This window comes from Rahnella sp. GSA61A, from assembly GCF_019969905.1.
Lineage (GTDB): Bacteria > Pseudomonadota > Gammaproteobacteria > Enterobacterales > Enterobacteriaceae > Rahnella > Rahnella aceris.
Map to the genome: position 1 here is coordinate 151,314 of NZ_JAHXYO010000002.1, position 17,791 is coordinate 169,104.

General features: G+C 52.5%; 19 protein-coding genes and 1 riboswitch. Of the genes, 10 read left to right on the forward strand and 9 right to left on the reverse strand.

Annotated features, from left to right (window positions below; translation table 11 throughout):
- The first annotated feature begins 144 nt into the window (after window positions 1-144).
- The 3 genes from LC431_RS02745 to cspE all read left to right on the forward strand — a co-directional run bounded on the left by LC431_RS02745 (window position 145) and on the right by cspE (window position 2,602).
- Window positions 145-1,275 (forward strand): ABC transporter substrate-binding protein, encoded by a 1,131-nt coding sequence (locus LC431_RS02745; protein WP_013576516.1) that lies wholly within the window; start codon window positions 145-147, stop codon window positions 1,273-1,275.
- A gap of 196 nt (window positions 1,276-1,471) precedes the next feature.
- The gene (locus LC431_RS02750; protein ID WP_013576515.1) at window positions 1,472-2,215 is read left to right on the forward strand and encodes a DUF2076 domain-containing protein; all 744 of its coding nucleotides are present in this window, start codon (window positions 1,472-1,474) and stop codon (window positions 2,213-2,215) included.
- Between the two features lie 177 nt (window positions 2,216-2,392).
- Entirely contained in the window at window positions 2,393-2,602 is a 210-nt protein-coding gene (gene cspE, locus LC431_RS02755) for a transcription antiterminator/RNA stability regulator CspE (RefSeq protein WP_009636912.1), read from the forward strand.
- Window positions 2,603-2,667: 65 nt separating this feature from the next.
- On the opposite strand, the gene LC431_RS02760 is transcribed toward cspE, so the two are convergent.
- The 3 genes from LC431_RS02760 to crcB form a co-directional block, all read right to left on the reverse strand.
- Window positions 2,668-3,855, reverse strand: a complete 1,188-nt coding sequence (locus LC431_RS02760) for a multidrug effflux MFS transporter (protein ID WP_037037013.1) — start codon at window positions 3,853-3,855, stop codon at window positions 2,668-2,670.
- A 9-nt stretch (window positions 3,856-3,864) separates the two neighbouring features.
- The gene (locus LC431_RS02765; protein WP_223509241.1) at window positions 3,865-4,521 is read right to left on the reverse strand and encodes a TetR family transcriptional regulator; all 657 of its coding nucleotides are present in this window, start codon (window positions 4,519-4,521) and stop codon (window positions 3,865-3,867) included.
- A gap of 459 nt (window positions 4,522-4,980) precedes the next feature.
- Entirely contained in the window at window positions 4,981-5,364 is a 384-nt protein-coding gene (gene crcB, locus LC431_RS02770) for a fluoride efflux transporter CrcB (RefSeq protein ID WP_037037017.1), read from the reverse strand.
- A gap of 66 nt (window positions 5,365-5,430) precedes the next feature.
- Window positions 5,431-5,493, reverse strand: a riboswitch (Fluoride riboswitch).
- Between the two features lie 83 nt (window positions 5,494-5,576).
- Between crcB and LC431_RS02775 the strand changes: the two genes are divergently transcribed.
- Window positions 5,577-5,999, forward strand: a complete 423-nt coding sequence (locus LC431_RS02775; protein ID WP_037037019.1) for a GNAT family N-acetyltransferase — start codon at window positions 5,577-5,579, stop codon at window positions 5,997-5,999.
- A 4-nt stretch (window positions 6,000-6,003) separates the two neighbouring features.
- Here the strand turns inward: LC431_RS02775 and LC431_RS02780 are convergent, their stop codons facing one another.
- Entirely contained in the window at window positions 6,004-7,350 is a 1,347-nt protein-coding gene (locus LC431_RS02780) for an aminotransferase class I/II-fold pyridoxal phosphate-dependent enzyme (protein ID WP_013576510.1), read from the reverse strand.
- Between the two features lie 210 nt (window positions 7,351-7,560).
- Between LC431_RS02780 and LC431_RS02785 the strand changes: the two genes are divergently transcribed.
- The 6 genes from LC431_RS02785 (at window position 7,561) to tatE (ending at window position 12,662) form a co-directional block, all read left to right on the forward strand.
- Window positions 7,561-8,517, forward strand: coding sequence for a nitrate ABC transporter substrate-binding protein (locus LC431_RS02785; RefSeq protein ID WP_041673235.1), 957 nt, complete (start codon window positions 7,561-7,563; stop codon window positions 8,515-8,517).
- A 46-nt stretch (window positions 8,518-8,563) separates the two neighbouring features.
- Window positions 8,564-9,358, forward strand: a complete 795-nt coding sequence (locus tag LC431_RS02790) for a deaminated glutathione amidase (RefSeq protein ID WP_013576508.1) — start codon at window positions 8,564-8,566, stop codon at window positions 9,356-9,358.
- A gap of 199 nt (window positions 9,359-9,557) precedes the next feature.
- Window positions 9,558-10,466: an ABC transporter substrate-binding protein gene (locus LC431_RS02795; protein WP_013576507.1), complete on the forward strand. Its 909-nt coding sequence runs from the start codon at window positions 9,558-9,560 to the stop codon at window positions 10,464-10,466.
- Window positions 10,463-11,446: an amino acid ABC transporter permease gene (locus LC431_RS02800; RefSeq protein ID WP_013576506.1), complete on the forward strand. Its 984-nt coding sequence runs from the start codon at window positions 10,463-10,465 to the stop codon at window positions 11,444-11,446. Before LC431_RS02795 ends, LC431_RS02800 begins: the two co-directional genes overlap by 4 nt.
- Window positions 11,443-12,240 (forward strand): amino acid ABC transporter ATP-binding protein, encoded by a 798-nt coding sequence (locus tag LC431_RS02805; protein ID WP_013576505.1) that lies wholly within the window; start codon window positions 11,443-11,445, stop codon window positions 12,238-12,240. Before LC431_RS02800 ends, LC431_RS02805 begins: the two co-directional genes overlap by 4 nt.
- Window positions 12,241-12,455: 215 nt before the next feature.
- Window positions 12,456-12,662: a twin-arginine translocase subunit TatE gene (gene tatE / locus LC431_RS02810; RefSeq protein ID WP_013576504.1), complete on the forward strand. Its 207-nt coding sequence runs from the start codon at window positions 12,456-12,458 to the stop codon at window positions 12,660-12,662.
- A gap of 97 nt (window positions 12,663-12,759) precedes the next feature.
- Here tatE and lipA read toward each other — a convergent pair whose 3' ends face one another.
- The 5 genes from lipA to rlpA all read right to left on the reverse strand — a co-directional run bounded on the left by lipA (window position 12,760) and on the right by rlpA (window position 17,790).
- Complete coding sequence (gene lipA / locus LC431_RS02815; RefSeq protein ID WP_013576503.1) at window positions 12,760-13,725, reverse strand: lipoyl synthase; 966 nt, start codon at window positions 13,723-13,725, stop codon at window positions 12,760-12,762.
- 371 nt (window positions 13,726-14,096) lie between these two features.
- Window positions 14,097-14,795, reverse strand: a complete 699-nt coding sequence (lipB, locus tag LC431_RS02820) for a lipoyl(octanoyl) transferase LipB (protein WP_013576501.1) — start codon at window positions 14,793-14,795, stop codon at window positions 14,097-14,099.
- A gap of 57 nt (window positions 14,796-14,852) precedes the next feature.
- The gene (ybeD, locus tag LC431_RS02825) at window positions 14,853-15,116 is read right to left on the reverse strand and encodes a DUF493 family protein YbeD (protein WP_013576500.1); all 264 of its coding nucleotides are present in this window, start codon (window positions 15,114-15,116) and stop codon (window positions 14,853-14,855) included.
- A 125-nt stretch (window positions 15,117-15,241) separates the two neighbouring features.
- Window positions 15,242-16,450 (reverse strand): D-alanyl-D-alanine carboxypeptidase DacA, encoded by a 1,209-nt coding sequence (gene dacA / locus LC431_RS02830; RefSeq protein ID WP_013576499.1) that lies wholly within the window; start codon window positions 16,448-16,450, stop codon window positions 15,242-15,244.
- A gap of 188 nt (window positions 16,451-16,638) precedes the next feature.
- On the reverse strand, window positions 16,639-17,790 hold the full coding sequence (gene rlpA / locus LC431_RS02835; RefSeq protein WP_126125059.1) for an endolytic peptidoglycan transglycosylase RlpA: 1,152 nt from the start codon (window positions 17,788-17,790) through the stop codon (window positions 16,639-16,641).
- Window position 17,791 lies beyond the last annotated feature (1 nt).

Here is a 17,791-nt window from a genome sequence, read left to right on the forward strand (position 1 = left end):
CCGTTAATATTTCGACATGTTTTAACTCCCTCTGTCCGCTTTAAAAACGTTGCCCCCTTCACCTTTCCTTGTTTATTATTTTGACTTCTGTTGATAACAATTATCAAAATCATTTTTCATTTATTCTCATTTTCGGGTAATCGCATGTTAAAGAATACTGCTCGCGTGCTGTCTGTTGCCGGTCTGATGGCGACCTCCTTTGCCAGTTTTGCTACCACGTATCCGCTGACGGTCACGGACATAGCCGGTCAGAAAGTCACCATCGATAAAGCGCCGCAACGGGTCATTTTGCAGGACGGGCGCGACCTTCTGGCGCTGGCGGTGCTGGATAAAGCCAATCCTTTTCAGCATGTGGTGGCCTGGAATAACCTGCTGAAGAAAACTGACAGCGGTACCTGGGAGATGCTGAAAAGCAAATGGCCTGAATCGGCGAAAATCCTCGATATGGGATTCAGCGACAAAGGGCAGGTGGATCTGGAAACGGTGATCGCTAAAAAACCAGATCTGATGATTGCGCAGATGAGGGCGAAAGATTCACTGGCGCAGGCCGGGGTGCTGGATAAACTCGCCGCGTTGCACATCCCTGTACTGTTTGTCGATTACGAACTGGATCCCGCAAAAAACACCGCGCCAAGTATTGATCTGCTCGGCAAAGTGATGAATAAGGAGGATAACGCCCGCGCCTACACCACGTTCTATAACCAGCATTTCCAGGCTATTCAGAAAGCCGCAGAGGCGATTAAAACCAGGCCGAATGTGTTTATCGAGCCAATTGCCGGTCGCGACGACTCCTGCTGTTTCACACACGGTAATGCGGGATGGGGAAAACTGATCCAGGCGGTAGATGCCAATAACATCGGTTCCAGCCTCCTGCCGGGCGCATCAGGCACCGTTTCTCTGGAACAGGTGATCAGCATGAAGCCGGACGTTTACATCATGACCGGTTCGGCACGTCCGAAAAGTGGCTCTGTGACGCATATTCTGCCGTTTGGCTACGGTGCGGATGAAGCGGATGTGGATAAAGAAGCCAAAGTGTTGCTTTCACGCACCGGCGTGGCGCAAATCCCTGCGGTGAATGCGGGCCACGTTTACGGTATTTATCACCAGTTCTACAACCATCCGTATAACATTGTCGGGATGGAATATCTGGCGAAGTTTATTTATCCGCAACAGTTTAAAGATCTGGACCCGGCGAAGACTTACCACGACATCGTACGTAACTATACCAACCTGCCGGATCAGGATTTCATCCTTGGCTGGACACCGAAAAAGTAAGTGCTGATATTTCCCCCGCCTGTGGCCCCGCAGGCGGTTTTTCAATCCCTCTGCGCGCTTTCTGCACTAACTTTACCTCCGTCACATTTGTTGACACTCCGTTAATTTATACAAAAAACTAACTGTATTACTGTATCTGAATAACGCCGACCGGCGTCGCTCCTGACGCAGTACGACATATCAACAAGGTGAATTTATGCAATCTGAAGAACAGCGTTTAATTGACGGGCTTTTTAGTCGCTTACAACAGGCTGAGTCCAACACGGCACCGCGTGATGCGGAAGCTGAACGTGTGATTCAGGCCCATATTCGTCAGCAGCCATCTGCCCCGTATTACATGGCGCAGGCAATGATTATTCAGGAAGCGGCGCTGACCAAACTGAATGCGCAGGTACAAGAATTGCAACAGCAGGTTCAGCAGTTGCAACAACAGGCGCAGACGGCCAAACCGCAAAGCACCGGTTTTCTGGCTGGCTTGTTTGGCGGTGGCACGTCTCAGCCTGAACCGCAACGCCAGGCTTCGCAGGGCAGCCAGCCCATTCCCGGTACACAAGGCTGGGGAAGTCAGCCTCAGCAACAGCAATATGCCCAACAGCCGCAACAGCAGGCACCGGCACAAGCTGCACCCCAGCAGCCGGGTTTTCTGGGCAGTGCATTGCGCACGGCGGCGGGCGTCGCGGGTGGGGTGGTGCTGGCGGATATGCTGACCGGCATGTTCCATCACAGCCAGCCGCAGGAAATCGTCAATATCATCGAAGAACCGCCAGTGCAGGATCTCAATCCTGCCGACAGCAGCTTCCTCGATAACAGTCAGGGTTTCGACAGCAATCAGCCGTCATGGGAAGATGCGTCGCTGCGTAATGACAATTCGGATTTGGGGTTTGGAAATGATGACTTCAACACTGATGATTTCAACAATGATGATGACTCATTCTTCTAACCGGTTGATGTCATAAGGCTATTAAGGGGCTTTTTGGCAGCAGAAAAAAGCAGCAGAAGGTGAAGAGTGAGAGGTTTATCGCTTATTGCCATCAGAATTCTGGACAAAAGCCAAATCTGTTGCTGTACTGTGTTTGACACACATTTTGTGTCCAACATTCACGTAAAGGTAAGTTTGATGTCTAAGATTAAAGGTAGCGTTAAGTGGTTCAATGAATCTAAAGGTTTTGGTTTCATTACCCCTGAAGATGGCAGCAAAGATGTTTTCGTTCATTTCTCTGCTATTTCCAGCAACGGTTTCAAAACCCTTGCTGAAGGCCAACGCGTAGAGTTCGAAATCACCAATGGTGCCAAAGGCCCGTCGGCTGCTAACGTTATCGCTATCTGACTTTAGCCGATTTATTGAAAAACCCGCCGAAGCGGGTTTTTTTTTGCCTGTCGTTCGCCAGAACCTTATGCCGGTTTACGCACCAGCGTCACGAACATCAGGATAGCAATCGCGTAGCAGCCGAGAATGGTCAGCCCCATCGACAACGCCGGATGGCTGCCGAAACCCGTTACCGGTACGGCAACTGCCCCGAGCGCAAACATACACACGCCCAGCAGGGCAGACGCGCTGCCTGCATTTTTCCCCTGACTTTGCATCGCCAGCGAGCCTGCATTCGGGCTGATAATCCCTATCACCATCACCGAGAAGAACAGCGGCACCAGTAACATCACGAGTGGCGCATTCAGGCTGGCGGAAATCACCAGCGCCACCGAGGCCACTGCGGCGATGCACAAACCGGCCTTGACCAGCGCCATTTCGCCGAAGCGGCGGCTCAGACGGGTAGACACCTGTGCGGAAATCACCAGGCCGATGCCGTTAATCGCAAAGCACAGGCTGAACATCTGCGGGCTGAGATGGTAAATCTGTTGCAGCACAAAAGGTGACGCGCCGATATACGCGAACATCCCGGCCATAATAAAGCCCTGTGTCAGGCACAGCCCCATAAACGGACGATGTTTCAGCAGGCTGAATACCGAGCCCAGCATGCTGAAAATACCGCCCCCTGAACGGCGTTCGGGCGTTAAGGTTTCATGCAGTTTTAGCGAGGAGAAGCTGAACAGTAAGATGGCAATAAACGCCAGTACGCCGAATATTCCCCGCCAGTTAACCCAGTGCAGCATTGCGCCGCCCAGTACCGGGGCGATGATCGGTGCCAGCCCGTTCACCAGCATCAGCAACGCAAAAAACCGTGTCAGTTCGTGCCCGTTATACAAATCCCTTGCCACCGCGCGTGACAATACCGCGCCACCGGCACCGGCGATCCCTTGCAACAGACGAGCGACAATCAGCTGACTGATGTCCTGTGCCACCGCACACCAGACCGAGGCAGCCAGCAATAACGCCAGTGACCACAATAGCGGGCGCATACGGCCATAGCGGTCGCTCAGCGGGCCGAAGAGTAACTGGCCGAAACCGAGGCCGAGTAAACCGGCGGTCAGGCTTAACTGCGCGCTGGCGGTGGACGTATTCAGGTCGCCAGCCATCTCCGGCAATGCCGGTAAATATAAATCCGTACATAACGGCCCGAGTGCGGCAAGCGAGCCGAGAACAAGGGCGTAACCGAGGCGTTTTTCGTGCAGGTGAGCGCTCATGGTAAAAGTTTATTCCAGTTTGCTGGTGGTTAAATCCGTTTCGAAGAGGCTCCGGAAGTAGCGATGGTATAAGGCTTCCAGAATCTCAGCGTCGGCGTGAACAGTCGTCAGGCGACGAAAAGCCGTGCCTTCGCAAATCACCGCTAATGATTCGACTTTTGCGGTCATTTCAGCATCGGAAAATTGCGGGAAGGTGACACTGAGGAGCGTTTTTGCTTCGTTAAAAAGCTGTTTTTCGGAGTCACGCCAGATTTTTTCCACGATCGGATTACGGGTCGCTTCTGCGGCGACTTCCAGCATCAGCGCGTGGTCAATTTCGGCCTGCTCTTTTTGTTCGATGCACTGATCTTCTTTATACGGCGCGCTTAAATTGCCAATCCGACGGTGCGCCAGGTTATGAGCCACCTGCTGCAAATTATGCGCGTTGCCGGTCATCAGCCTGATTTTTTTCATCACTATTCGCCGCACGATATCTTCGATGATCGCATCTTTATTGGCGAAGTAGCGGTATATCTGCCCCACACTGAGCTGTGAAGTTTTAGCGATTTCAGCCATACCGGCACCGTGGAAACCATGCTTGCGAAAACACAGGCGGGCGGCGGCAATAATCTGGTCGCGTCGGGCGCTGATGCGCGCATCTTTAGTGCATTGTTGTGGGTGAAGCATGAGATACCCGGTAATGTGACTGATGTAGGTTGCGAACGATCATTCTCAAGTATAGGCAATAAGGAGGAACAGGTAAATATTTGTATTATGAATGAAATAAAAAGTGGCGTTTCGTTTCAGCGCAATTAAGCGTGACGCACAAAGGCAAACGGCGCAATCCAAAGGAATGCGCCGTTTACGGGAAAGGGGGGCTGCGGGTCAGGCGGGGCTGTTAAGCAAAGTATGCCTGTAAAAAAGCCACAACTGTCAGAACACAGAGGGCAACAACCAGGAACTCAGAAGACGTTTTTGGCACAGAAAACATGTCATACCTCAAAGATAAACCAGAGTGAACTGACGCTATTATCTGCAGATAAGATGAAGGAAACATTAAGATACGGCGGGAGGAGGTGAACCCGCGTCACAGATTTATCACAGCGATGCCTTTTGTCATTAAAAAGGCATCGCCGGAGGATAGGATCAGTGTGCGCTGAACCAGCTGACCAGCATAAACGCCAGTAATGTCATGGCCAGTGAGCCGGCCAGATTCAGCGCCATGTTCAGCAGGGCGGCACCAAAGCGACCATCCTGTAGCATGTAAACCACCTCCAGAGAGAAGGTGGAGAAGGTTGTCAGGCCACCGCAGAAGCCGGTGGTGATCAGCAGCTTCCATACCGGGTCGATATGGGTCAGGCGGGTGAAAATCGCGATGCCCAGGCCAATGATAAAGGCGCCGACCAGATTCACGGTCAGGGTGCCGGCGGGCAGTAGCGGACTCATTCCGTTCATTTTGAGACTGACATACCAGCGCACAACGCTGCCAATACCACCGCCAATAAAGACTGCAAGTAAGGTGCTAAACATAGTGATACCTTAAAAAATAGATGAAATTCAGAAAGGCCCGGGCATGACGCTACGAACCTCTCGCGAGATTGCGCAGACATCATCAGCCGGTAAAGGCGGTTTGGGAGGAATGTCATCTCCACAGTGCAAAGTAATGCAGGCGCTCAGTTTACATTGTGTGATGGCGCTTGTGTAGACGCGTTTCGGAAACAGTTTGTGAAAAGGAAAAGGCGATGTTAATCAGAGAAGGTACCGTGCAGGATGCGCCAGTTCTGGCGCAATTGCTGGGGGATTTGGATTATCCCAACAGGTCTGAAGCGATAGCTGAACGTGTGGCAAAAATGGCCGTGAACCCGGACAGCCGCCTGTTAGTGGCCGAAACAGAAGGTCAGGCTGTCGGGTTTATTTCGTTGCATTTCATTCCGCAAATTGCGCTGGCTGGCGAATTTTGCCGTATCAGTTATTTGTGCGTCAGCGATCACGCGCGTGGCAGCGGTATTGGCCAGAAATTGCTGGATGAGGCCGAACGTCTGGCAGCGGACCGGGGGTGTGACCGGATGGAAGTTCACAGCCATACCCGCCGTGTACGCGCCCACACTTTTTATGCGCGGGCGCAGTACGAGGAATCGCCAAAGTATCTGCTGAAAAAACTCTGAATGATCAGACATCCAGCGCCAGCACGATAGCGTCGGCGATCAGATCAACCTGCTCCGGTTTCATCTGACTGGTGCTGATACGGATAAATTGCCCCGGCCCGATGCGGCTGCGTTCGCCGGGCAGAACCGCAATACCACGCGCGGCCATCGTTACCAGCGCAAACTGTTCCGATGGCACCGGGATCCACATCGCCAGTCCGTCGCGGTCGGGGATATTCACGCCGCGAATGCGCAACGCATCGGACATGGCTTTGCGTCGCTCCGCATACACTTTTTTAGCCTGCGTAATCCCTTCCTGCGTTTTCGGATCGTTAATCAGCCACGCCAGCGCTTCCTGCAAAATACGGCTCGACCAGCCGGCACCAAAGTTACGGAATGATTTGATTTGTTTGATTAAATCCACCGATCCCGAAATCACCGCCAGCCGCAAATCCGGGCCGTACGCTTTGGAATAAGAACGGACATGCACCGTGCGGTCCGGCAGTTTGCTGCCCATACTCAGCGGCGCGTAACGTGACAACTGTCCGATCCCGTCATCTTCAATAATCAGTGTGTTACTTTGGCTGAGAATGTTGGCCAGCGCAGCATAACGTTCTGCGTTAATCGCATGGCCACAATGCGAATGGGTACGTGGCTGAAAAATAAAGGCTGAAGGATTTTTCAGCAGTGCCTGACTGAGTGATTCCGGCGTGGGGCCGAATTCGTCGCACTTCACCGGAATGACCTGCGCACCGAGATTGTCCAGCATATCCAGCAGGCGTGTGGCAGTCGGGTCTTCAATTGCCACCACCGAACCCTGCATCAGCAGGGTTTGCAGCGTCAGGTTCATGCCGTCAAATCCACCATCCGCCGCCATAAAAGCGGGGGCGTCATAAGGCCAGTCCTGGCGTGCGGCCTCAAGCAGCGACGGCGCGATAGCCTCACGCTGATAACTGTTCAGATTGTCTGCGCCAACACCGCGCTGCATGGCTTCGTGCAAGTCAGGCAACAGTGCCGGATCCGGCGATGACAGCGCCAGATCCGCAATAATATGCTCACCAAAATTGCCGATTTTCTCGAAGCGTGCCGGTCGTGGAGACAGCATATCGCCGCACACCCAGACGCCGTTTCGCCCCCGTCCGGCGATCACTTTCTGACGTCGCAACTGACCCCAGGCGGCTGAAACCGTGGCCGGACTGACGCCCAGCGCCTGCGCGAGTTCACGCACGGCGGGAAGATGCGTACCAATCTCGATCACACCGGATCGGATCATCGCTGCGGTTTCAATCGCAATGCCCCGCATGGAACGATCCTGTAATTGCGTCGCCAACCATTCTGCATCCAGCGTTTTTTCGAGAGAGTTTTCTGTCATTTTTTTGCCTTTTGTTCAGTAACAAAGATTCTATTGTACATATTAATTTATGCCATTAGTATCAAACTTAGCCAACGCAGGCGATAAAATAATCATCTTGCCGTGAAGATGATGGCCTTAGTAAAAGAATTTGGTGTGTTTTCGGGCAGGTTTGTAAACGCACAGTTGTTTTTCTGCATATTAACCATGCTGACACTTAAGGGGAAAGATGTGACGATTACCATCAGGCTGGCGGTTCGTGACTGGGATTATTTTACGCCGCTGGCATTAGGCGATCTTAAACCGGAAGGGTTTAATCTCGAGATAGACCGCGTGGGCACTTTAGTTGATAACCTGGGGACCAGCGATAAATACGATGCGGGTGAAGTGTCTTTCAGCCGTTATGCACAAGGGCGTGCGCGGGGCGAATCTGATTTACTGGCGATACCGCATTTTCTGATGCGCGGCTTCCGTCAGCGCTGCATCATCACCCGTGAAGACAGCCCGCTGACCGAACTTTATCAACTGGCCGGTAAACGTATTGGCCTGACCGGCTGGCAGGATTCCGGCAATACCTGGACCCGCACGTTGCTGGCACTTGAAGGTGTGGGCATTGAAGATGCGAACTGGTATGTCGGCCGCCTGACCGAAGCGCACCCGATTGTTGACCGTCTGGCCGGTTTTGGCCGCGAAGGGCGCATCGAAGCCGTGCCGGAAGAACGTCCTATGATGGAGTTGTTACAGGAAGGCTGGCTGGATGCGGTATTTACACCGTTTATGCCTGAGGGATTCTTCAAGCCTGATTCCGGTTTCCGTCAGTTCCAGCCGGATTTTCGTGCCGCCGAACTGGCCTATTTCAACCGCGTCGGGTACATCCCGGGCATCCACCTGCTGGCAATCAAACCTGCGCTGGCCGAGGAGCATCCGTGGTTACCGCAGGCGCTGAGCGAAATCATCGATCGCTCTTATGAAGTCTGGATGGATAAGCGCGCGAAATATGCCGATACCACGCCATGGTTGCTGGATGATTTACGTCGCACTGTGGTCGATTTACCTGCGGACTGGAATGCAAACGGTTACGCCGCCAATGAAAAGATGATCGACGATTTTGCGCAGGAATTACATGCCCAGGGGCTGACTGCCAGGCGCCTGACGCCGGGAGATTTGTTCCCGAACTTTGCTCAGTAACACTTAACCGATCGCTTTCACAAATAAGCGACGGGGGGAGTCAAAAATGAAAGTTGCATTAGGTCAGTTTGCTGTTTCCCGTGAATGGGAAGCCAACGTCGAAACCTGTCTTTCGCTGATGGCGAAATCTGTCGAAGCGGGCGTGGATTTGCTGGTGCTGCCGGAAGGCATTCTGGCGCGTGACATTACCGATCCGGATTTGGTTTTAAAAGCAGCACAACCTCTGGATGGCCCGTTTGTCAGTCAGTTGCTGGCGGCCAGTCGTGGCAATCAGATGACCACCATGATGAGCGTGCATACGCCTGCACCGGATGGTCGTGCATATAACGTGCTGATTTCAATCCGTAATGGCGAAATTATTTCTGAATATCAAAAGTTGCATCTTTATGATGCGTTCTCCTCTCAGGAATCAAAAAATGTCACGGCGGGTGACGAAATACCGCCGCTGGTGAATGTCGCCGGGTTTAACGTCGGCCTGATGACCTGTTATGACGTGCGTTTCCCGGAACTGGCGCGGCGTCTGGTGCTCGACGGTGCCGATGTACTGGTGCTGCCTGCCGCGTGGGTGAAAGGTCCGCTGAAAGAAATGCATTGGGAAGTGCTGGTCACGGCACGCGCACTGGAAAACACCACCTATATGGTGGCCGTGGGTGAATGTGGCGAGCGCAATATCGGCAACAGTATGGTGGTCGATCCGTTGGGTGTGGCTATCGCCCGCGCAGCCGAGGCCCCGGCACTGGTGTTTGCCGAGCTGGATAAAGATCGTCTGGCGCATGCCAGAAAAGTGTTACCGGTGCTGGCAAATCGTCGTTTTGGTTTACCGCAACTGCGTAACGACTGAGTCTGTGCGCGGCCGGTCCTCAACGGCTGCCTCAGCGCTCATGCAGTACCGCGCCCTCACCAGGGGATGCGTTTGTTTTTTCTATAGATAAACAGCCATAAAAAGAAAAACCCGGAAAGTTGCCACGGAAGGTAATCACTATAAAACCACAACATTCATAAACTCACAGACCGACTTTTTACACAGAGGAAACAAGAGAATGATGGCAAAACAACTTCGTCAGATTGCTGTACTGACCGCTGCATTACTTTCCGTATCTTCCATAAATGCCTTTGCTGCTGAAAACGTGACAATCCCGACTCAGACGATGGATCCGGCGATCCACGCAAAATTACCTGCGGATATTCAGAAGTCAGGTGTGATGACCTCTGTGAATAACGGCTCTTTCCCTCCGTATGAAATCGTGACCAGCGCCAACGGTCTGGATGGCGCGAGTGCGGATCTGGCGCATGCGCTGGCACAAGTCATGGGTGTAAAAATAGAGCATGCTTCCGTGAGCGGCTTATCCGGCATCCTCAGCGGCATGGCCGCAGGACGCTACCAGATGGGCATCGGCCCGATCGGCGATTATCCTGATCGTCAGGCGAAAAATGATTTCATCGATTTCGTCAAAGAATATGTCGTCTTCGGGGTGCGCAAAGGTAACCCGGAAAATATCAATTCCCTTGATGATACCTGCGGTAAACGCATTGCCGTGATGGCGGGGGGATCGGCTGAACAGGTTATCCGTAAGCAGTCTGATGTGTGTGTCAAAGACGGCAAACCGGCCGTGACTGTACAGTCATTTGCCGATCAGCCTACGTCGATTCTGGCGGTTCGTTCTAACCGTTCCGACGCGTTCTTCTCTTCTCAGGCACCGCTGACCTATTTTGTGGAAAAAGCCAACGGTCAGCTTGAACTGACCGGCACCGGCAAATCCAACGGCTTTGGCGATATCTTCCAGGGGACGGTCGTCGCCAAAGACTCACCGGTTCGTGACGCGATCCTCGCCGGTTATCAGAAACTGTTCGACAACGGCACGTACGCCATCATCATGAAAAAATGGGGTCTGGAAGGCAATATGATTTCAGCACCGGGCATTAACCTGGCAAAGGCGCAGTCTAAATGACGGATAAATCGTATAGTTCAACGCCGGCAGTCAAGGACGACTATACGCAGGATCCGCGACGTAACGTTGAGTTTTCCCACGCACCGCGTAACTACGGCCGCTGGATTGCCTGGATAGTGGTGTTGCTGATTGCCGCTGATGTGGTTTGGGCCGTTTCGCACAACCCGAACTTCGAATGGCATGTGGTGGCGCAGTGGTTCACGGAAGGGTCGGTGATCAAAGGTCTGGGCGTCACGCTCGGCCTTACCGTGGTGTCGATGCTGCTCGGTGTGTTCATCGGGCTGATGCTGGCGATTGCCCGTTTGTCTGACAGCCTGTTGCTGAGAAGATTAGCAGGGCTGTATATCTGGTTCTTCCGCGGTACGCCGCTGCTGGTACAGTTATTGTTCTGGTACAACATGTCGACGCTGTTCCCGCGCGTGGTACTCGGCGTCCCGTTTGGCCCGGAGTACATGAGCTGGAATACCAATGATCTGATCACGCCGCTGACTGCTGCCATTGCCGGTCTGGCGCTGAATGAAGCGGCATATATGGCAGAAATCATTCGGGCAGGCTTGCTGTCAGTCGATAACGGTCAGGCGGAAACCGCGCAGGCATTTGGCATGAGTCGTGGCCGTGCGCTGCGCCGGATCATCATTCCGCAGGCCATGCGTTCGATTATTCCGCCGACCGGTAACCAGCTGATCAGCATGATTAAAGCGACGTCGCTGGTCAGCGTTATCGCGATGGGCGATTTGCTGTATTCCGTGCAAACGGTCTACAACCGGACCTTTGAAGTGGTGCCTATGCTGATGGTGGCGGTGATCTGGTATCTGTTTATCACGTCATTGCTCAATCTCGGACAGTCTGCGATTGAACGCTATTATTCCCGCGGTACACGCCGGACGTTGCCAAATGCCAAACGGCGTCAGAGCAATGCGGAAGAAAAAACCGCGCCGATCATCAATTCACCGGGCATGGCCCAAAAGGAGGACTTATGAGTCAATTGCCCGCTGACGTACAGTCATCCGGACAAGCATCACTGGTGGTCGCCCGTAATGTGCATAAAAGTTATGGTGATAACGAAGTGCTGAAGGGGATTGATCTGGATGTGAAACCCAGCGAAGTGGTGGTGATCCTCGGGCCGTCGGGTTCAGGTAAATCGACATTCTTGCGCTGTATAAATCATCTGGAAGATATTGATCGCGGTTCCATTATGGTCGGTGGCGAGCAAATCGGTTATGAACTGCGCGGAGACCGTCTGCATAAACTGCCCGAACGGGCGATTGCGCGGCAACGCCGGGATATCGGCATGGTATTCCAGCAATTCAATCTTTATCCGCACATGACCGTATTGCAAAACATCATTGAAGCGCCGGTTGGTGTGCATAAAGAAAGCCGTCATGAAGCGGAGAAATATGCGCGTGAATTGCTGCAAAAAGTCGGCCTGAGTGATAAAGCGAATGCCTACCCGCGTCATCTTTCCGGTGGTCAGCAACAGCGCGTTGCTATCGCCCGTGCGCTGGCGGTGAAACCTAAACTGATGTTGTTCGATGAGCCAACGTCCGCACTCGACCCTGAACTGGTGGGCGAAGTGCTGGCTACCATGCGGGATCTGGCAAAGCAGGGGCTGACGATGATTGTGGTGACGCATGAAATCGGTTTTGCAAAAGAGGCTGCAGATCGCGTGGTGTTTATGGATCGCGGCGTTGTCGTTGAGCAGGGGGCAGCGGATGATGTTCTGGTCAATCCGAAACATCAGCGGACACAGGCTTTCCTGAGCCGCTTTATCTGATCCGAAATCAAGTTTGCAGGTGGTTTGCTGTAAATAAAGACAGAAGTCCTTTATGGGCGTGCTGTTCACGCTCATAATAACTCACTCTGGTCACAATGCGCACAGTTGCGGATCCGTTCTGTTACATTTTCGGGTTGTATTAACGTCGCGAATGGCCGTTAATAACGGCAAATTGTCACTGCTGTTTTCCAGCACTCAGTGTAAAGAAGGTATGTATGGAAGGTTTAAGTATTACTAAATTGTTGGTGGTCGGCGTGCTGATCGTTCTGTTGTTCGGTACCAGCAAACTGCGTTCTCTGGGCGGTGACCTGGGCGCGGCACTGCGTGGCTTTAAGAAAGCCATGAACGATGATCCGGCTCCCGCTTCTGCTGAAAAAACCGCAGAAGAAAAGCCAGCTCAACGTGTTGAGCACAAAGACTGAGTTTTCAGAACGCCAGTCTCCGGCCTCTTAGCAAACGAAAAAGGTTGTTCTTGCGAACAACCTTTTTGTCTTTCTGAAGCGAAAAAGTAACGAGATATTACTTAACTTCTAACCCTTTGGCTTGCAGGTCGGCGTGATAAGAAGAACGCACGAACGGACCGCAGGCTGCATGGGTGAAGCCCATTTCCATCGCTGCTTCTTTCATCTGATCAAACTCTTCAGGGCTCACATAACGCTGCACCGGAAGATGGTGACGGCTTGGCTGTAAGTACTGGCCGAGTGTCAGCATCGTTACGCCATGACGACGCAGATCGCGCATCACTTCGATAATTTCTTCGTTTGTTTCGCCCAGACCCACCATCAGACCTGATTTGGTTGGAATTTCCGGGTGCGCTTCTTTAAAACGTTGCAGCAGCGTCAGGGACCACTCGTAGTTAGCACCCGGACGAACCTGGCGGTAAACACGCGGCACGTTTTCCAGATTGTGGTTAAACACGTCCGGCGGGCTGGCGTTAAGAATTTCCAGCGCACGATCCATACGTCCACGGAAATCTGGTACCAGCGTTTCGATTTTGATGGTCGGGTTTTTTGCACGGATAGCCGTAATACAATCCGCAAAATGCTGAGCACCGCCGTCGCGCAAGTCATCCCGGTCAACCGAGGTGATCACGACATAACGCAGACCCATATCAGAAATAGTCTGTGCCAGTTTTTCCGGCTCGTTGGTATCAGGTGCGGTTGGACGACCATGTGCCACATCGCAGAACGGGCAGCGACGGGTACAAATGGCGCCGAGGATCATGAACGTTGCGGTACCGTGGTTGAAGCACTCGGAAAGGTTAGGGCAGGCCGCCTCTTCACAAACGGAATGCAGGCCATTCTTGCGCAGTGCTGATTTAATGCCCTGAATTTTTGTTGAGTCGGCAGGCAGTTTGATTTTCATCCATGCCGGCTTACGTAACATTTCCTGCCGGTCACTGACCACGGTTTTCACCGGAATTAACGCCATCTTATCTGCATCGCGGTATTTGACGCCGCGTTCCATCTGAATCGGTTTACTCATAATCTTGCAGCTTCCAGGTTTGTCACTCGTTACCCGAGTTTTTTCAGGACATTCAATGAACTGGCTGATTCATCAAAAAAAGTAGAAATAATGCGGAAATTATATCATTGAAGCATCCCTTCGTTCAGCCCTTCGTCATGACCGGAAGTGCTAAATGCTGCAATTTTTTAACCTTAAACAGGAAGGGTTATCAAAAAAGGAGTCATTAATTGAATGTAATATTTTGAAAATACTGATTATTTTAGCGGTTCGCTGAGGGGGCTGATGGGGTGTTAATGGTGTGTAAATATTTTCTCGCGCTCCCGATAAATGACAAAAACACGAGGTACGCGAGAAAAGATCAATACAGCCGTATCAGCTCTGCCCAAAAATCACGGCGGAGAAGGGGCGTAATGTTCTATCTGCCAGGGCAGATAATCAACCTGCTGATAATCAAGGCGATGGTTGAAGGATTTCACCAGAACCGGCATCACCTGATCGACCGTCAGCCCCGGTTTTTCGAGGCTAACCTGCGTCATTTCAAGGCCAGCATAACCACAGGGGTTGATGCGGTGGAAAGGCTCCAGATCCATATCAATATTTAATGCCAGGCCGTGTAACGAACAGCCTTTGCGGATGCGTAACCCCAGCGAACAAATCTTTTTGCCATCGACATACACGCCCGGCGCGTCCGCACGCGGATAAGCGTCGATAGAGAAGTGTGCCAGCGTATCCACCACCGTTTGCTCAATGGCCGTCACCAGTTGACGGACACCGAGTTTTTTTCGTTTTAAATCCACCATCACGTACATTACCTGCTGACCGGGACCGTGATACGTCACCTGACCGCCGCGATCGCTCTGGATAACCGGAATATCACCGGGCATCAGAACATGTTCAGCTTTGCCTGCCTGACCCTGCGTAAAGACACGGTGATGCTGAACCAGCCAGATTTCATCAAGCGAGTCGGCATTTCGGTGCTCAGTAAAATGGTGCATGGCCAGAGAAACCGGTTCATAGGGCTGAAGACCAAGCTGGCGCAGTACGATACGTTCTTGCGGATTTTGTGATTGCACGGCAGTTATCGTCATTGAAGAGGGGGAAAACGCGCGACAGTGTGACTCCCGCGCGGATCGGTCAGAAAGGGCTTACAGCACCATGCGGACAATTTCGATATTGCCCAGTTCATCGTACAGGGTTTCGACCTGGTCGATGTGAGTCGCAGTGATCGTAATCGAAACAGAGTGGTAATTCCCTTTACTGCTCGGTTTTACCTGAGGATTGTAATCGCCAGGCGCATGGCGTTGCACGACTTCCACAACCTGGTCTACCAGCTCGGGTTGTGCCAGGCCCATTACTTTGTAGGTAAAGGGACAAGGGAATTCGAGCAGTTCGTTCAGTTTGGTTTTCATGTGCACTCCAGCGTGTTGTACAGCGTATTAAGTGTTGTCTCTGAAAGTATAACTCCCGCCGTAGCGGGAGCTATAATCTATACCGGTTATATGGGGATTGTTGCAAACTTTTTCAAGCGGGCAACTTAGCCAAACCAGTGGTGGAACATCAGTTTGATGTAATCCACGATGCGACCGAAGAAGCCGCCTTCTTTCACTTCGTTCATGACCACCAGAGGGCGCTCATCAATGGTTTTGCCATCAAGCTGGAAATTGATCGACCCAACCACCTGATTTTTCTGCAAGGGCGCATGCAGTTCCGGTGTGTTCAGCACGTAGCTGGCTTTCAGATCTTTCATACGACCACGCGGGATCGTCAGGTAAGCATCTTTCTCAACGCCCAGTGCGACGCGGTCGGTATCACCGAACCAGACAGGTTCTGACGCGAACTCTTTACCGGCTTTCAGCGGAGAAACGGTTTCGAAGAAACGGAAGCCCCAGGTCAGTAACTTTTTACTTTCAACTTCACGGCCTTTATACGTATGACCGCCCATCACTGCGGAGATCAGACGCATCTGGCCTTCTGTCGCAGAAGCTACCAGGTTATAGCCCGCTGAATCAGTATGACCGGTTTTAATGCCGTCAACATTCAGGCTGTTATCCCACAACAAACCGTTACGGTTCATCTGGCGGATATTGTTGAAGGTGAATTCTTTCTCTTTGTAGGTGGCATATTCTTCCGGTACATCACGGATCAGCGCCTGACCAATCAGCGCCATATCGCGGGCTGAGCTGTACTGGCCAGCGGCATCAAGACCATGAACGGTGCCGAAATGGGTATTTTTCAGACCCAGAGAGTTCACGTAATTGTTCATGATGGCAACGAAAGCATCCTGACTTCCGGCCACATGGTCGGCCATTGCCACACAGGCGTCGTTACCGGATTGCAGAATGATCCCGCGGTTGAGTTCAGAAACCGGTACACGGTCGCCGGGTTTGAGGAACATCAGGGAAGAGCCCTTGAACACCGGATTGCCGGTTGCCCAGGCGTCCGGACCCACGGTAACGATGTCGGTCGGAGAGATTTTGCCGGCTTTGATGGACTGACCGATAACATAACTGGTCATCATTTTAGTCAGGCTGGCTGGGTCGCGGCGCGCATCGGCATTCATTTCTGCCAGAACTTTGCCGGAGTTGTAGTCGATCAGGATATAGGCTTCAGCATCAATCTGCGGAACGCCAGGGATCATTGTTTTTAAATTAACATCGTCGGCATAGGCGGACGCTGCACTCAGAGTGATTACGGTGCCAAATGCGAGGCTTTTGACTAAACGTGAAGTATTTACAAGTTTCATGATCGGGACAACAACATCCGTGGGAGTAAGTGATAAACGTGCGCCACTATAGCAGAAGAGTCATAAGTCAGACATCTTCGATTACCGGCGCTTACTGACTTTTACTTATAAGACAGAGTCCTTATAAGACAGAGCACTTATAAGACAGAGCACTTATAAGAACGGGGCCGATGCCCCGTATTTTGAGATTACATGCCAGCAGTGACGAAAGACTGCTGCTGAGCTTCGCTGGCCAGTCGCTGTTTCAGCTGTTCGGCCTGCTGGCGGGTGGTGAACGGACCAAGCTGCACGCGATAGGTGCTGCCATTGGCCTGTACTTTACCGGGTACAGAGAAGCGCTGGCTGAGGCTTTTTTGCCACAGTTGCGCGTTCTGAGGATTACTCAGTGCGCCAACCTGTACCATAAATCCCGAGGAAGGAATGGCAGTGGTATGCGCAGGCGCTGCGGAGGCCGCAGCTGCTGCTACCGGTGCGGCACTGGCGACAGCAACCGGTGCTGTTACCGGTTCGCTGCCTTCTAACACACCCTGACGCAGAGGTGTTGGCGCGCTCAGAAACCCGCCGCCGCCGCTGTTACCGGACATCGTGGTCGCTGCTGGCGCAGAGGCTACGGTGCCGTTGTTATCCTCGTCATTCGTTAATGGCGCAGCATTAGGATTACTCAGGGTGCTGTTACTGATCGGGCGTACATCTGACGTATTCGCCGGCTCTGCTGTCAGCGTAGGCGTACCCATATTGCTGGCGCCTAAACTTGGACGAGACGGTAATGCATAAGATTGTTTGGCGACGGTCGTACCAATAGTCCCCGGGCCGGAAAGCGTACCGTCAGGCGCAACGTTGATAAAATCAATGCGTACTTTGGTACTGTTGGTCAGGTTCAGACGGTCTGCCGCAGCCTGAGACAAATCGATAATTTTGCCCGGCACATAAGGGCCACGATCGTTAACACGCACGACCAGCATGCGTCCTGTCGCCATGTTGGTGACGCGGACATAGCTTGGGATCGGCAATGTCGGATGCGCAGCGGTCATGGCTGTCGGGTCGAATTCTTCACCGAGCGCGGTAGTGTTGCCTCCATTCTCCTGACTGTACCAGGCCGCTTGCCCCACCTGCGAAAAGTTGGACGGGTCTTTGATGATCTTATAGGTTTTACCGTTAACGGTATAATCCTGCATCGTGCCCTGATTATAAGGTTCGTAACGCGGATCAGCCCCGCCGATTTCTACCACAGGGCCATTGTAGGCTTGCTGCGGTGCCGGTTGTTGTTGCTGTGTATCTTCAGTGGCACAACCACTTAACAGCAAACCGATAATGACAGCTCCAAGCCACTCCTTACGCATT

Coding starts and splice junctions, on each gene's coding strand:
- LC431_RS02765 (WP_223509241.1), bottom strand. CDS start 4,521: ATGCTTCACCCACAACAATGCACTAAAGATGCGCGCATCAGCGCCCGA.
- LC431_RS02805 (WP_013576505.1), top strand. CDS start 11,443: ATGAGTCAATTGCCCGCTGACGTACAGTCATCCGGACAAGCATCACTG.
- cspE (WP_009636912.1), top strand. CDS start 2,393: ATGTCTAAGATTAAAGGTAGCGTTAAGTGGTTCAATGAATCTAAAGGT.
- tatE (WP_013576504.1), top strand. CDS start 12,456: ATGGAAGGTTTAAGTATTACTAAATTGTTGGTGGTCGGCGTGCTGATC.
- lipB (WP_013576501.1), bottom strand. CDS start 14,795: ATGACGATAACTGCCGTGCAATCACAAAATCCGCAAGAACGTATCGTA.
- ybeD (WP_013576500.1), bottom strand. CDS start 15,116: ATGAAAACCAAACTGAACGAACTGCTCGAATTCCCTTGTCCCTTTACC.
- LC431_RS02795 (WP_013576507.1), top strand. CDS start 9,558: ATGATGGCAAAACAACTTCGTCAGATTGCTGTACTGACCGCTGCATTA.
- dacA (WP_013576499.1), bottom strand. CDS start 16,450: ATGAAACTTGTAAATACTTCACGTTTAGTCAAAAGCCTCGCATTTGGC.
- LC431_RS02790 (WP_013576508.1), top strand. CDS start 8,564: ATGAAAGTTGCATTAGGTCAGTTTGCTGTTTCCCGTGAATGGGAAGCC.
- LC431_RS02760 (WP_037037013.1), bottom strand. CDS start 3,855: ATGAGCGCTCACCTGCACGAAAAACGCCTCGGTTACGCCCTTGTTCTC.
- LC431_RS02780 (WP_013576510.1), bottom strand. CDS start 7,350: ATGACAGAAAACTCTCTCGAAAAAACGCTGGATGCAGAATGGTTGGCG.
- rlpA (WP_126125059.1), bottom strand. CDS start 17,790: ATGCGTAAGGAGTGGCTTGGAGCTGTCATTATCGGTTTGCTGTTAAGT.
- crcB (WP_037037017.1), bottom strand. CDS start 5,364: ATGTTTAGCACCTTACTTGCAGTCTTTATTGGCGGTGGTATTGGCAGC.
- LC431_RS02750 (WP_013576515.1), top strand. CDS start 1,472: ATGCAATCTGAAGAACAGCGTTTAATTGACGGGCTTTTTAGTCGCTTA.
- lipA (WP_013576503.1), bottom strand. CDS start 13,725: ATGAGTAAACCGATTCAGATGGAACGCGGCGTCAAATACCGCGATGCA.
- LC431_RS02745 (WP_013576516.1), top strand. CDS start 145: ATGTTAAAGAATACTGCTCGCGTGCTGTCTGTTGCCGGTCTGATGGCG.
- LC431_RS02800 (WP_013576506.1), top strand. CDS start 10,463: ATGACGGATAAATCGTATAGTTCAACGCCGGCAGTCAAGGACGACTAT.
- LC431_RS02775 (WP_037037019.1), top strand. CDS start 5,577: ATGTTAATCAGAGAAGGTACCGTGCAGGATGCGCCAGTTCTGGCGCAA.